At 62.9% G+C, this 13015-nt stretch carries 11 protein-coding genes and 5 pseudogenes; 8 read left to right on the top strand and 8 right to left on the bottom strand.

What is annotated here, in order from left to right:
* Window positions 1–39: 39 nt before the first annotated feature.
* Window positions 40–393: pseudogene (locus EDC31_RS18260) on the top strand (type IV secretory system conjugative DNA transfer family protein); the annotation flags it as partial.
* Between the two features lie 76 nt (window positions 394–469).
* Window positions 470–1401: pseudogene (locus tag EDC31_RS16140) on the top strand (IS5 family transposase).
* 23 nt (window positions 1402–1424) lie between these two features.
* Here EDC31_RS16140 and EDC31_RS16135 read toward each other — a convergent pair.
* A complete protein-coding gene (locus tag EDC31_RS16135) occupies window positions 1425–1649 on the bottom strand; it encodes a transposase (RefSeq protein ID WP_132127163.1) in 225 nt (74 codons plus the stop codon).
* Window positions 1650–1834: 185 nt separating this feature from the next.
* Window positions 1835–2803 (bottom strand): LysR family transcriptional regulator, encoded by a 969-nt coding sequence (locus tag EDC31_RS16130; RefSeq protein ID WP_081797908.1) that lies wholly within the window; start codon window positions 2801–2803, stop codon window positions 1835–1837.
* Between the two features lie 119 nt (window positions 2804–2922).
* On the opposite strand from EDC31_RS16130, the gene EDC31_RS16125 reads away from it, so the two are divergent.
* Complete coding sequence (locus tag EDC31_RS16125) at window positions 2923–3696, top strand: SDR family oxidoreductase (RefSeq protein ID WP_042061894.1); 774 nt, start codon at window positions 2923–2925, stop codon at window positions 3694–3696.
* Window positions 3697–3884: 188 nt separating this feature from the next.
* Here EDC31_RS16125 and EDC31_RS16120 read toward each other — a convergent pair whose 3' ends face one another.
* The gene (locus tag EDC31_RS16120; RefSeq protein ID WP_408735070.1) at window positions 3885–5081 is read right to left on the bottom strand and encodes a threonine ammonia-lyase; all 1197 of its coding nucleotides are present in this window, start codon (window positions 5079–5081) and stop codon (window positions 3885–3887) included.
* Window positions 5082–5115: 34 nt separating this feature from the next.
* Complete coding sequence (greA, locus tag EDC31_RS16115; protein ID WP_042061941.1) at window positions 5116–5589, bottom strand: transcription elongation factor GreA; 474 nt, start codon at window positions 5587–5589, stop codon at window positions 5116–5118.
* A gap of 278 nt (window positions 5590–5867) precedes the next feature.
* On the opposite strand from greA, the gene EDC31_RS16110 reads away from it, so the two are divergent.
* Genes EDC31_RS16110 through EDC31_RS16100 form a run of 3 tightly spaced genes read left to right on the top strand, consistent with a single transcriptional unit; the run spans window position 5868 to window position 6853 of the window.
* Complete coding sequence (locus EDC31_RS16110) at window positions 5868–6071, top strand: hypothetical protein (protein ID WP_132127162.1); 204 nt, start codon at window positions 5868–5870, stop codon at window positions 6069–6071.
* Window positions 6071–6598, top strand: a complete 528-nt coding sequence (locus tag EDC31_RS16105; RefSeq protein ID WP_042061945.1) for a DUF2975 domain-containing protein — start codon at window positions 6071–6073, stop codon at window positions 6596–6598. Before EDC31_RS16110 ends, EDC31_RS16105 begins: the two co-directional genes overlap by 1 nt.
* 3 nt (window positions 6599–6601) lie before the next feature.
* Entirely contained in the window at window positions 6602–6853 is a 252-nt protein-coding gene (locus EDC31_RS16100; protein WP_042061947.1) for a helix-turn-helix domain-containing protein, read from the top strand.
* A 15-nt stretch (window positions 6854–6868) separates the two neighbouring features.
* Here EDC31_RS16100 and EDC31_RS16095 read toward each other — a convergent pair.
* The 3 genes and pseudogenes from EDC31_RS16095 to EDC31_RS16085 form a co-directional block, all read right to left on the bottom strand.
* Window positions 6869–9150: pseudogene (locus tag EDC31_RS16095) on the bottom strand (TonB-dependent receptor).
* 279 nt (window positions 9151–9429) lie between these two features.
* Complete coding sequence (locus tag EDC31_RS16090) at window positions 9430–10212, bottom strand: sulfotransferase family 2 domain-containing protein (RefSeq protein WP_042061949.1); 783 nt, start codon at window positions 10210–10212, stop codon at window positions 9430–9432.
* A 112-nt stretch (window positions 10213–10324) separates the two neighbouring features.
* Entirely contained in the window at window positions 10325–11296 is a 972-nt protein-coding gene (locus tag EDC31_RS16085) for a bile acid:sodium symporter family protein (RefSeq protein WP_042061954.1), read from the bottom strand.
* A gap of 254 nt (window positions 11297–11550) precedes the next feature.
* Here EDC31_RS16085 and EDC31_RS16080 point away from each other — a divergent pair, with 254 nt between their 5' ends.
* The gene (locus EDC31_RS16080; protein ID WP_042061951.1) at window positions 11551–12534 is read left to right on the top strand and encodes a L,D-transpeptidase; all 984 of its coding nucleotides are present in this window, start codon (window positions 11551–11553) and stop codon (window positions 12532–12534) included.
* Window positions 12535–12604: 70 nt separating this feature from the next.
* Window positions 12605–12853, top strand: a pseudogene (locus EDC31_RS16075) (transposase); the annotation flags it as partial.
* A 56-nt stretch (window positions 12854–12909) separates the two neighbouring features.
* On the opposite strand, the pseudogene EDC31_RS18255 reads toward EDC31_RS16075, so the two are convergent.
* Window positions 12910–13015, bottom strand: a pseudogene (locus EDC31_RS18255) (IS5/IS1182 family transposase); the annotation flags it as partial.

The raw sequence follows: 13015 nt of genomic DNA, 5'->3' as shown, positions 1-13015 counted from the left end.
CATGACGCCAGAGGCTTTCGCTCAACACGCCAAAAAGGCATACAACAACCCACAGACCCTAACTCAAAACTGAGGGCACGTTCGGGGCAGGGTCAAATCCCCACACTCCTCACCTGGCCGGGTTCGGCCATCATCCACGACATCAAGGGCGAGAACTGGCAGATCACCGCTGGTTTCCGCGCAACTTTCGGGCGGGTGCTGCTGTTCGATCCCACCAACCCGGCGTCCTCAGCCTACAATCCGCTGCTGGAGGTGCGGCGCGGAGCGTCGGAGGTCCGCGACGTGCAGAACATCGCCGATATCCTGGTCGATCCCGAGGGTTCGCTGGAACGGCGGAATCATTGGGAGAAGACCTCCCATGCCCTGCTGGTCGGGGCGATCCTGCACGTCCTTTATGCCGAGGACGGCTTTGTTGCGCAAATAGTGGGGAGGGATTCACGTCATGAATCCGGTCTGGTAGTTGGGCGTCATGAGCAAGCCGAACCCCACGCGCTACGAACGACGAACTGGTCCTCCTACAACGCGGCGCTGAAGAAGCGTGGATCACTGACGGTGTGGTTTGACCCGTCGATGGCCTGGGAAGGCCTTCCGACGTTACGTCGTGGCCGTCAGCCGGGTTACAGCGATGCCGCGATCCAGACCTGTCTGACGCTGAAGGTCCTGTTCGGTTTTGCGCTGCGACAGACGACGGGTTTTGTCGACAGTCTTCTGCGCCTGGCCGGACTTGCGTGGTCTGTGCCGGATTTCAGCACACTGAGCCGCCGGCAGAAAGCCCTGACGGTCGATATCCCGTATCGCGGTTCAGACGGTCCGCTCCATCTTCTGATCGACAGCACCGGGATCAAGGTTGAGGGAGAAGGTGAATGGAACAGGCGCAAACATGGCGGTTCGAAACGCTGTATCTGGCGCAAACTCCATATCGGGATAGACGAAGGGTCTCTGGAAATCAGGGCCGTTGAAATGACGGGAAACGGGATCGGTGATGCTCCGGTTCTGCCCGCGCTTGTGGAACAGATCCCTGAAGATGAGGAAATTGCCAGCGTTACGGCTGACGGGGCTTACGACACCAGACAATGCCATGAAACCATCGCCAGCCGTGGCGCTCAGGCCGTCATCCCCCCGCGGAAAAACGCAAAGCCATGGGATCCCACATCAGCAGGAGCCATCGCCCGAAATGAAGCTCTGCGGGCTTGCAGGCATCTCGGACGGGCTATCTGGAGACGATGGAGCGGTTATCATCGACGAAGCCGCGTCGAGACAAAGATGCACTGCCTCAAACTGCTGGGGCAGCGTCTGACAGCGCGTGATTTCGACCGCCAGATCGCCGAAGTTCACATCCGTGTTGCTATCCTTAACCGATTCACAGCACTCGGAATCCCTCTCACGCGGGCAGTCGCGTAACGGAAAACTCTATAACGGCTTCGTCACGCCAATAGACTGAATTGTGCAACAGAGCCCTGCCCCACCGTCATATCAAACGCCCGCGCCGCCTGCTCCTGCAACTGCCTCTTCCAAGCGTAAATCTGGTTCGGGTGAACCTCATGGCGTTGCGCCAGGTCCGTCACCGTCACGTCGCCTCGCACGGCCTCAAGCGCAATCTTCGCCTTCAATGCCCCGTCCAGCTTCCGTCTCGTCTTCTTCGTCATCATCGCTCCTTCATACGACAGAGCCAGATATCTCCAACTTAACCTGTGGTCCCATTTCCAGGGGCCACTTCAGGACGCCGTGACTGCGCCTCGGTCGATAAGTCCCACATCCAGAGTTGCGTTACACTCACGGCGCTATGAACTGCTCGTGGCCGGGAAAAGGAGCTTTGGTCAGGGGGAGGGTCCTGTCATCCGTCGAAAACGCCAAGCATGCGGCCAGCGTGCTGGCGGGTGGGAATCGTATCACTCGGGGCACCGGAGCCGGTGGCGTGGAGCAGCAGGCGGTGCAGCCAGTCGGCGAAGGATCGCACGCGCGGCGCGAGCAGGCGGCGGTGCGGGTAGAGCAGCGTTACGGGCAGCGGCTCCGGGCGATAGTCCGGCAGGATTTCGACCAGTGCGCCCTCCCGGATCAGCGGCGCGGCGTCATAAGCGGGAATCTGGACCATGCCGATCCCTGCGAGGCAGCAGGCGATGAGTCCCTCCGCGCTGTTCACGGTCACACGCCCCGGCAGGTCGAGAGTTTGCGTCACCGCATTCTCGGTCCATTCCCACGGTTCCACCCGCCCCGATGACGGAGAGGCATAATGCACGGCCTGATGAGCCCGGAGGTCATCGGGGACGCGCGGGACGCCGTGCCGGGCGAGATAGGCCGGGCTCGCGACGGAGAGGACGGGCAGTTCGGGAAGCGGGCGCGCGATCAGCCCCGCCTGCTGCACCACGCCGACACGCACCACGCAATCGGCTCCTTCCTCGACGAGATTGATGGCGCGATCCGTCATGCCGAGTTCGATCTCGAGGCCGGGATGCCGGTCGAGGAAATCGGGCAAGGCCGGGGCCACCACAAGTCGTCCCAGCCGTCCCGGCAGATCGACGCGCACGACCCCGTGCAGGGCCATTCCGTCCCGGCGGAACAATCCTTCCACCTCCTCCACATCCGCGATCAGCCGGAGGCATTGCGCATAGAAGGTCGTGCCGTCGGTCGTCGGGACGACATGCCTTGTGGTCCGTGCCAGGAGGCGCGTGCCGAGGCGGAATTCGAGGTCGCGGATCGCCGTCGAGACGGTGGAGCGGGGGAGATTCAGGCTCGCCGCCGCCCGCGTGAAGCTCGTCGTTTCCACAACGCGCGTGAAGATGCGGAACAGATCCAGACGGTCCATGACGTTTCCCGTGGCGTTTGATTGTTCGGGTTCCCCGACCAATCCTGTCGGAAAATCGTGATTTATTCATCCGACGGCAATGATGACAATGCCCTTATTCACCAGAACAGGAGCGATTCATGCCGGACCACAGCATCAAAGGTAAATCCGTCCTCATCACCGGCGGCGCGAAGAATCTCGGCGCGCTCGTCGCGCGCGATCTCGCGGCGCACGGGGCGAAGGCGATTGCCATTCACTATAACAGCGACGCCACCCGGCCCGATGCGGAGAAGACACTCGCCGAATTGAAGGCGGCGGGCGTCGAGGCCGTCGCCTTCCAGGCCGACCTGACGACCGCGGCGGCGAATGCGAAACTCTTTGCCGATACGATCGCGGCGATCGGGCGGCCGGATATCGCCATCAACACGGTTGGCAAGGTGCTCAAGAAGCCGATCGTCGAGACGAGCGAGGACGAATTCGACGCGATGTTCGCGATCAATGCGAAATCGGCCTATTTCTTCATCAAGGAAGCGGGCCTTCATTTGAAGGATAACGGCAAGCTGCTGACGGTCGTGACTTCGCTGCTGGGTGCGTACACGCCTTTCTATTCCACCTATGCGGGCGCGAAGGCGCCGGTCGAGCATTTCACCCGCGCGGCGTCCAAGGAATTCGGCGCGCGCGGCATCTCGGTCAACGCGATCGGGCCGGGGCCGATGGATACGGCGTTTTTCTACGGGCAGGAGGCGTCGGACGCAGTGGCCTACCATAAATCGGCGGCCGCGCTCTCGTCTTTCAGCAAGACAGGGCTGACCGATATCGAGGATATCGCGCCCTATATCCGTTTCCTCGTCTCCGAAGGATGGTGGATGACGGGCCAGACCATCCTCGTGAATGGCGGCTATACGACGAAGTAAGGGTCTGAACCGTCAGGCAGGTGTCATGAACGGCGCGGCGGGCGTATCTTCTTTTTCTGAAGAAAAAGAAGCAAAAAGACTTTTGATATTTTGGCCGCTGAGAATCACGGGGAAACTCGGCGGCCAAGTCGGAAAAGTTTTTTGGTTCTTTTTTTCAAAAAAGAACGCCGACACTTTCCCACGAAGGTTCAGCCGCGCGTCAGCGTGTAATGCGCGCGCAATTCCGTTTCGATCTCGTCGGCATGGGCGGAGTCGCGGGCCTCGATCATGATTTCGAGTTCCGCCGTCTGCACCGAGGGCGCGGCAAAGAGGCGCTGGTGCGACACCTCGATGATGTTGCCGCCGAGATCGCCGATACGGGTGGAGATATCGGCCAGCACGCCCGGACGATCGGGAATTTGCAGGATCAGCGACAGCAGCCGCCCGTCCCGGCGAAGAGCGCGGAGCAAAGTGTTGGCGAGAATGCGCACGCCGATATTGCCGCCGCTGACAGGCAGGGCGACGCGCCTGCCCCGGAAATGTTCCGGATAGGCGAGGACCGCCGCCAGCGCCGCCGCGCCCGCGCCCTCGGAGACCTGTTTGGCGTTCTCGGCCAGAAGGGCGATGGCGGATTCGACCTGCAATTCGCTGACCACCAGCACCCCGGACAGATGCGGGCGCAACGCGGCGATGCAGAGATCGCCCAGCCGGGCGACGGCGATGCCCTCGGCCACGGTCGAGCCCCCGAGCGTCGGCACGGCCTCGCCGGGGAAACCAGCGAGCGAGGCGTAGCTCTCCACCTGCACGCCCCAGACAGGCAGGCCCGGACGCAGATGCGCGGCGGCCACCGCCGTGCCGCTGATGAGGCCGCCGCCGCCGATGGGCACGACCAGCGCGTCCGGCGCCGGCGTATCTTCCAGCAATTCAATGGCGAAAGTGCCCTGACCGGCCATCACGGCGGGATCGTTGAACGGATGGACGAGCACCAGATTCTCGCGCCTGCGAATCTCGTCCGCCAGAAGGCTCGCCTCGGTGAAGTCCTCGCCCTCCGTCACCACGCGCGCCCCCCAGCCGCGCGTGCGCTCGACCTTGGCGGTGGGGGTGAAGCGCGGCATCACGATGGTCGCATTGATGCCCAGCAGCGCCGCATGGCGCGCCACGCCCTGGGCATGATTGCCAGCGGAGACGGCGATCACGCCGCGCGCCCGTTCCTCCGGCGTCAGAAGCGCCAGCTTGTTGGCGGCCCCGCGTTCCTTGAAGGAGGAGATGGCCTGGAGGTTCTCCAGCTTCAGCCAGATATCCGCGCCGGCGATCTGCGAAAGGGCGGCGCAGGGAATGGTCGGCGTCCGGACGATCCGGGGCGCGATTCGCTCATGCGCGGCGGCGATGGCGGCGAAATCGAGCAGCGGAGTCGTCTGGAGCATGATGCGGCGTCCGGTTCTACTTGTATGTCACTTTGAGGATTTCATACGTCTTGTCCCCGCCCGGAGCCGGGACGGCGACGCTGTCGCCGACGCTCTTGCCGATCAGCGATTTCGCGAGTGGCGAGGAGACGGACAGCAGCCCCTTCTTGATGTCGGCCTCATGCACGCCGACGATCTGGTACGCGCTTTCCTTCTCGGTCTCCTCATCGAGGAGATCGACATGCGCGCCAAACTTCACCTGATCGCCCGAGAGCGTGGCGGGGTCGATGACTTCGGCGCTGGAAACCAGATCCTCAAGTTCGAGAATCCGCCCCTCGATGAAGGACTGACGATCCCGCGCCGCATGATATTCAGCATTTTCCGACAGGTCGCCATGAGCGCGCGCCTCGGCGATCGCGCGGATCACGGCCGGGCGATCCTCGCTCTTCAGTCGGCGCAGCTCGTCCTCGAGCCGGATCAACCCGCCAGCGGTCATCGGAATCTTCTGCACGTCGCTTCCCCAGAAAACACGTTGAGCAAATACGAATCGAACCCGCGCGCAAAGCGCCGGAGTGGACACCCCGGCGCCATTGCACGAGCGGGCAAGCGCGTCGGAGACCCCGGCGCGGAGACAAGGCCGGGTAGGCTAGGGCTTCGGGGCTGGAAGTTCAAGCGGAAGGTGATAATTCGGCCGGATTTATCGGGGATCGATAAAATCGCTTGCGCTTATCGAAAAACGATATTATTGATTTTCGATATGATGACGGAACCGGGACGGGAGAAAGAACGATGACGCCACGACTCTCCGCCATGGCACTGATCGATGCGGTCATGCGCGCCGCGGGGGCGGGATTTCTCCTGCTTCTGGTCGCCAGCCTGTTCGTCAACTGCCGTCTTTCATCGGATATTCATGTCACGCTGAGCAACGGCGTGCTGACGGAGGTGGCCGGGCGGATGATCGCGGCCGTGGCACATCAGATCGGAGCAGAGTGATGAGCGGGATCGCCTCGGCGCGGCGTGTGGCGCGTATCGCACTTGTGATCGTGCGGGGATTGCGCGTGATTGTGGCTTTCGTTGCGCTTCTGCCGCTGGCCGGCGCGATCGCGTCGCTCCTGTCCCTGCCGATCGGGTTGCATGTCCAGATCGGCGTTCCGGCGGAGGTGCCCGTGGCGATCGGCCTGCGCGTGGCCCTATTGGCCGCCGCCTATGTCACGCTGGGGGCGCTTTGGCGCGTGCTGGGTCTCCTGTCTGGATTGCTGGCGACGATCCGCGACGGTTCGCCCTTCGTGCGGGAAAATTCGGACCGCCTGACCGCCATGGCGTGGATGCTGGTGATCATGCAGGCCGCCCATATCGCGGTGAGCGTGCTCGAAGCCGCGATCCTGCATCAGGTCAGCGATGAGCGTTACTTTCTGGATATTCCGATCGCGGGCATTCCGGCGGTCATTTTGGTTTTTGTGCTTGCCTGGGTGTTCCGCGTCGGGTTGGAGATGCGCGCCGAACTGGATCAGGTGATCTGACGCATGAGCATCGTCGTCGATCTCGACTCCATGCTGCGCGAGCGGAACATGACGCTGACCGAACTGTCGGACCGGGTGGGGCTGACCTTGGCCAATCTCTCCATCCTGAAGACGGGGAAGGCCAAGGCGATTCGCTTCTCGACGCTGGAAGCCATCTGCGATGCGCTGGAATGCCAGCCCGGCGATTTGCTGCGCCATGAGCGGGGCGGGGCGAAAACGAAAGCGCCGGAGGACGATGCTCCGGCGCTCACGTGACGCGATGCTGCGCGATCAGAAATCGACGCTGGCGGTCGCCATCACGAAGAAGGGCGCGGCGATCGCAAAGGACGTCGCGGTGGGGCTTCCCTTGATCTTGTTGCCGTAGACGCCCCTGGTCGCATAGGCGTTGGACGCTACGCCGCTGGCATAGCCGAGATAGTGGTTGTTCGTGAGGTTCTGCAAGTTGATGCGGATCGTCGGGCTCTTGAAGCGGCCCATATCCTTGAAATGATAGCCCGCGCCGATATTCATGAGGACATAGCTGGGGATGTGCTGGTCGTTATTGAAGGTCGAATACTGGCGGGCGACATATTTCAGGCTGTAATTGCCGAAGAAATGGCCGTCATCATAGTTCAGGTTGAGGCCGAACTGATATTGCGGCGTCTGAGGGGCGAATTTACCCTTGGAATACACATAATCGCCCGTGTTGCCGCCGGCGGCGATGTTGCTGTCCGTGATGGCGTGGATGTATTCCGCCGAGAAATAGGGGCGGATGTGGTAGAGGATCGGGGCCGTGCCGAATTCGAAATCCACGCCGTCGGCATGCATGCCGCCGCCGTTGATCGACTCGCTGTAATAGTTGCCACCCGTTGTCTGCACAGTCTTGCTGTAGAGACGATTGGTGAAGTTGTAGTGGAAATAGGTCAGCGAGCTCATGATCATCGGGCCCTGATACCGCCAGCCCGCTTCCGTCGAGATCGAGATTTCGGGCCGAAGGGTCGGGTTCGCCTTGGTCGCATAGCCGCCGCCGGGATAATACGCGCCTGAATCGTAGAGCGAGTAGTTCTGCGGAACGCGGAAGTTCGTGGTCACCGACGCGAACAGCTGATTCCGGCTGTTGAGCTTGTAGCGGATGGACGCGGCCGGGAGCGGCTGTTGCCACGACTGGCTGATATAGGGGCCGGTCGAGGTGTCGGGCAGGAAGTTATGACCCTGACGCTGCACGAACGTGTATTTCAGACCCGCCTCGATGTTCAGCTTGTCATTCAGAAGCGAGATGTTGTCGGCGATGAACAGCGTGTGGATGCGGGTCTGCGTCAACGTGTTGCGTATTCGGCGGTGTCGCCATTCGCCAGAACGAGGTTCGGCCCGCCTCCGTTGAGGTCCAGCGGCTTGCCGGTCGCATAATTGATCAGGCTGTAGGGGCCTGATTGGAACTGCTTGGAGTATTCGAACCAGTATCCGGCCATCAGGCGGTTCTTGCCGGTCGTCAGCGTCAGCTTGGTGACGGCGCCGGGACGGTACGTCTGGGTGTTGGACGGGTTGTAGAGCAGGAGCGACTTGGTGTTCGTGGCGTTGTAGGGACCGATGCTGCCGGTCGTCTTCGTCGCGCCCCACTGGAAGTTCTGGATATTTTCCGAATACGCGCCGCCGCCATTGCCGTCGCCGTACCAGAAATACGGGGTTTCCGTCAGCTTCAGATGGTCGGTCAGCGTGAAGGTCGAAGGCGCGGAGGCGTAGATGTTGGTGAAGGGGTTGCGGTGCAGCTCGTAGTAGTTGCCGCTGGGATTCGCCGCGTCCCATTTCGCGGAATAGGAATTGTGTATGCCGTTGGTGAGCCAGTTGCTCATGCGAGTGGACGGAAAGAGCGTGCTGGTGCCGGTATTGCCGACGAGGGTGAGGGAGATCACGTTCCCCTGGCCCCACGCGTTCACCCATTTGGTCTCGCCGTGCATCTTGTTCTGGCCGCCCGGCCCGCGCCACGAACTCTCGGCGGCGTCGGAAAACGAGAAATAGCCCTTCAGATGCGTGGAGCCGACATAGCCCGTATCCACGCGGCCGAAGATGCGGCGGGAATCGTAACTGCCGTAGCTCATGTCCACCGCGCCGCCGAACTTGTCCTTCGGGCCGAGCAGGTACATGTCGACCGCGCCGCCGGTGGCGGAGAGATGCGGGCTGTCGAGATCGGCCGAGCCCTGCTCGACATTGATGGTGCGCAGGTTCTCGGCATCGACGATTTCCTGCGGATAGATCGCGTAATTGCCGATATCGTTGACCGGGAAGCCTTCGAGCGTATAGCCGATCTGGTCCTGCGTCAGGCCGCGCATCGACATGTAGCCGCTGCTCAGGCCCAGCGGGTCCAGCGAGGTCGTGTTGACGCCGGGCAGCAGGGCGATGAGCTGCATCGGGTTGTTCGGCGCCTGTTCGGAAATGAACTGCTGCGTCACGGTCGAACGCGATTTCGGCGCGTCCTCCTTGATCATCAGCCCCGCACCGATGCGGGTGCGCGGCGAGGCATGCACCTCCAGATGCTCTTCCTTCTCGACATCGGTCGGCGCCGTCGCGCCCATCATCGAGGGCGCGTCATCGGAATGTGCGGGGCGAGGGGCGGTTCGCTTGGTCGGCTGTGTGCCCGCGGCGAAGGCGGGTGTGGCCAAGGCGATGAGGGCCGTCGTGGCGCAGAGGCGTCGCGTCAGGGTGATCATGGCAGTCCCGGCAAGAAAGTGAAGCGATGACGAAACAAATGTCAGATCGAAACGAGTCCATGCACCTCAAATCCTGTCCGGACAGTCAGAATTTTTCTGAGTGCGACAAATTCGTAACAGATCGACGTTTCTATGTCAACTCGCCAATCAGAGCGAGGTGAGGCGTCCGCGCAACATCTCGTCGTGTCGATACAGTGCCCGAATGCGACGTGACTGGCTTTCGGTCGGAACATACGTGCCGCGCTGCGTGTCGTTGAGATGCGGGATGGTGCTGCCTGCCAGCGCGGGAATATGCTCCGGCAGGGCGTCGATCCGGGAGAACGCGAAGATCCGCTCCACCAGCAGCTGTCCGCGCCGGTCGGTCAGATACCAGCTTTGCGGACGGAAGACATGATCGAGCCCATAGGGGCTGCGGCTGGCGGCCACGTGGTCGATCGCATCCTCCAGTGAGCGGAACTGGCGATAGACCGCCGCGAAACGCGGGTGGATCCGGACATGCCGCCCGCCGCCGCGTCGGGCGAAATCATAGGCCGACAGGAAACGTTCCACCGGATCGCGCCAGATGGCGAAGCGCACGATGTCCGGCCGGAACAGATCGGGGGCGACATGATGGTAATACCGCGCCGTCTCGTGCCGCATGACGCGGCCGTACAGCAGGGCATTGATCGAGGTGCCGGCGTTCTTCGGCACATGGATGAAGAGTGTCCGGCTGCGACGCACGGCCTCCAGACGGTCCAGACGTTTGGATCCGAGGGGGAGTCTGAGCCCTAGTTCGGCTGCCCGCTCGTGAATGTCGTTGAAGTTGCGCACGCGGAAGAGCGCCTGTGCGGCGCGATGCAGAAGAGAGGGAGAGGCCGTGGCATCGTGACGCGCGGCCGCGGGCGTGGCGCGCCGATCCGGCGGGGTCGTCGCTTCCGTCCGCTCTCCCATCTGTCTCCCTTCCCCGGTGCTGTATCAAGGCGCAGTCGAGTAGGTGCAGATGGAACGAGAATGGGGCAACCTTGTTTTCGTAACCGATTCCTACGAGCGTTACATGCCGTTTTCAGGCGTGTACGGAGATCGGGTCCGGCTCCGGACGGCGGCTGAGGTGACGAGCAAGGAGCGTGCAGACGAAGAGCTGGATCTGATGATACATCATCAGCGGCAACACGACGGTTCCGACTGCCGCGGCCGGGAACAGCACATTGGCCATCGGAATGCCGGTCGCCAGGGATTTCTTCGAGCCGCAGAAGGTCAGGGCGATGATTCCTGGCAGATCAAGACGCAGGAGCCGCCCGAGGGAGCTTGAAACCAGCAGCACGATGGCCAGCAGAACGCCGTCCACCCCCGCTGCCGCGAGCAGGTCGCGCGCCGAGACGCGATGCCAGACGCCTTCCACCACGGCGGCGCTGAAGGCGGTGTAGACCACCAGCACGATGGCGCCGCGATCGCTCAGCGTCAGCAGCTTCTTGTTGCGGTGCACCCATTTGTGCAGGCGCGTGTGCAGGAGTTGGCCCATGCCGAACGGCAGAAGAAGCTGGGTGGCGATATCGAGGATCGACGCCGCCGAGAACGCGCCGCTCCGGTGCAGCACCAGCGCGACCAGAATCGGGGTGATGACGATGCCTGCGAGATTCGAGAGCGTGGCCGCGCAGATCGCCGCCGGCACGTTGCCCCTCGCGATGGAGGTCAGCGCGATCGAGGACTGCACGGTCGAGGGGAGGCAGCAGAGGAAGAGCACGCCCTGCCACATGTCATGGTCCAGCAATCCCCCCGCCGCCGTCATCAGCCCGAGGCCGAGCAGCGGAAACAGGACGAAGGTGCAGGCGGCGACGCCGGATTGCAGCGTCCAGTTCCGCGCGCTCTCCAGCACCGCTCGCGGCTCCAGCCGCGCCCCGTGGAGAAAGAACATCAGGGCGATCAGCACGAAGGTCAGGCGATGCAGCATCACCGCCGCCACGCCGCGGCAGGGCAGGAGGGTGGCGAGAAGGATCGCGCTGATCAGGCTGAGCAGGAAGGGATCGAATTTGCGCATGACAGATCCCGGTTCGCCGCTTCTGCCCGCTTTGGCAAGAAAAATTTCACGGCATGGATATAAAGCATCGACCGCCCAGTCGTCGCGCGCCGCCATGCGTCGGAAAGGCGTCACGATCATCGTCTCCGCGCTCGAATGACCCCGCTTCCTGAGGCGTCGACCGTGCCGGGGGTGGACGGCACGGGCCAGTTCCAGTCAAATAGATCCCGGAACGCGGCTCCCGACGGAGCCGCGACGGCCGGCGGAGGGTGGCGATGCGCGGTACGGGGCGTGGTCTGAGCCTGTCATGTGCGATGCTGGTCATGCTGGTCCTGCCCGCGGCCGGTCGCGCGCAGAATTCGGCCGCGACGCAGGGCGCCGCTCAGAGTGCGGGTCCGGGCGCCGCTCCGGGCGCTGGCCCGGGCTCCGTCGCGGCGGCGGTCAGCCCCACGCCGGAGGCGGAGGAGCCGCCGCCTGTCATCATTCCGCCGCTCCCCGCCGCGACCATCCCCGAGGCCCATGCCGAAGCGGCGCGCCTGACGCGGGAGATGACGCGGAAGGTGTCGCGCTTCAGCACCTACAGCCCCGCGATCCGGACACGCTTCGTCACGCTGGCGCGACAGGCGATCGCGGCGTCGCGGACGGTGATCGACCGGCCGCAACTCCTGATGGTGGTGGATCGCAATCCCGCCGTCCAGCGCATGTGTTTCGTCCTGGCCTTTCCCGGCGACACGCCCTGGGAGGCGCTGGGCGGCACGCCGGTTTCGACCGGGCAGGCGGGGCGCAAATACTACTACATCACCCCGATCGGCGTGTTTCCCAACACGGCGGACCGGCTGGGCTATCGCGCCGAAGGGACGAAGAACGAGAACGGGATTCGCGGGATCGGGGCCAAGGGCATGCGGGTCTGGGATCTCGGCTGGCACAATGCCGTGAAGGGCTGGCGCAAGGATGGCGAGACCGGCGATATCCGGCTCGAAATCCACGCCACGGACCCGGAATTTCTCGAACGCCGCCTTGGCCGCCCGGCCTCGGAAGGCTGTGTGCGCATCCCGGCCACCATGAACGTGTTCATGGACAGGAATGGGCTGCTCGACGTTCTGTACGAGCAGGCTGCGAGCTATGACGTGCGGTTCAGGGCCCTGCTGCCCAAGGACCGCACGCCGTCGCCGATCGCGGGCGACAAGCTGGTCGTCGTCGATTCGGCCCTCCCGGCGACGCCGGAAGCGCTATCCGCCGGACCCAAATTCACCGGCTAGGTCCTGTCTGCATTCAAGGGTTCCACTCGCATTGAAGTTCTGATTCAAGACTGTCTATGGAGGACGAGCCTTGAGCAGACGGACACTGATAGACGAGCAATGGAGCCGGATTGAAGGCCATCTCCCGGGCCGGATCGGAACGCCTGGACGGAGCGGGGTCGACAACCGGCTGTTCGTAGATGCGATCCTGTGGATGGCGGGCAATGCGGCGCGCTGGCGTGATCTGCCGGAGGTATTCGGCAAATGGACTGCGGTCCATGCTCGCTTTCGACGCTGGTCACATGTGGGTGTCTGGGAAAGGCTTTTTCACGCCTTGTCGGCTCTGTTGCACAAATAGAGTTTTGGTTATGGACCTCGCATTCTGGGACTTATGATTTACTGAATAACCTCGGTGAGTGGGATTCCGAGCGCGGTGAACTGATTGAGGATCGCGATACGCAGGTAGAACTCCGAGACCTGACGGTCAAAGTCTCTCGCGGTG

This window comes from Acidomonas methanolica (assembly GCF_004346035.1).
Classification (GTDB): Bacteria; Pseudomonadota; Alphaproteobacteria; order Acetobacterales; family Acetobacteraceae; genus Acidomonas; species Acidomonas methanolica.
The sequence above is the reverse complement of the archived record's forward strand: the minus strand, read 5'-3'. Positions and strand labels throughout refer to the sequence as shown.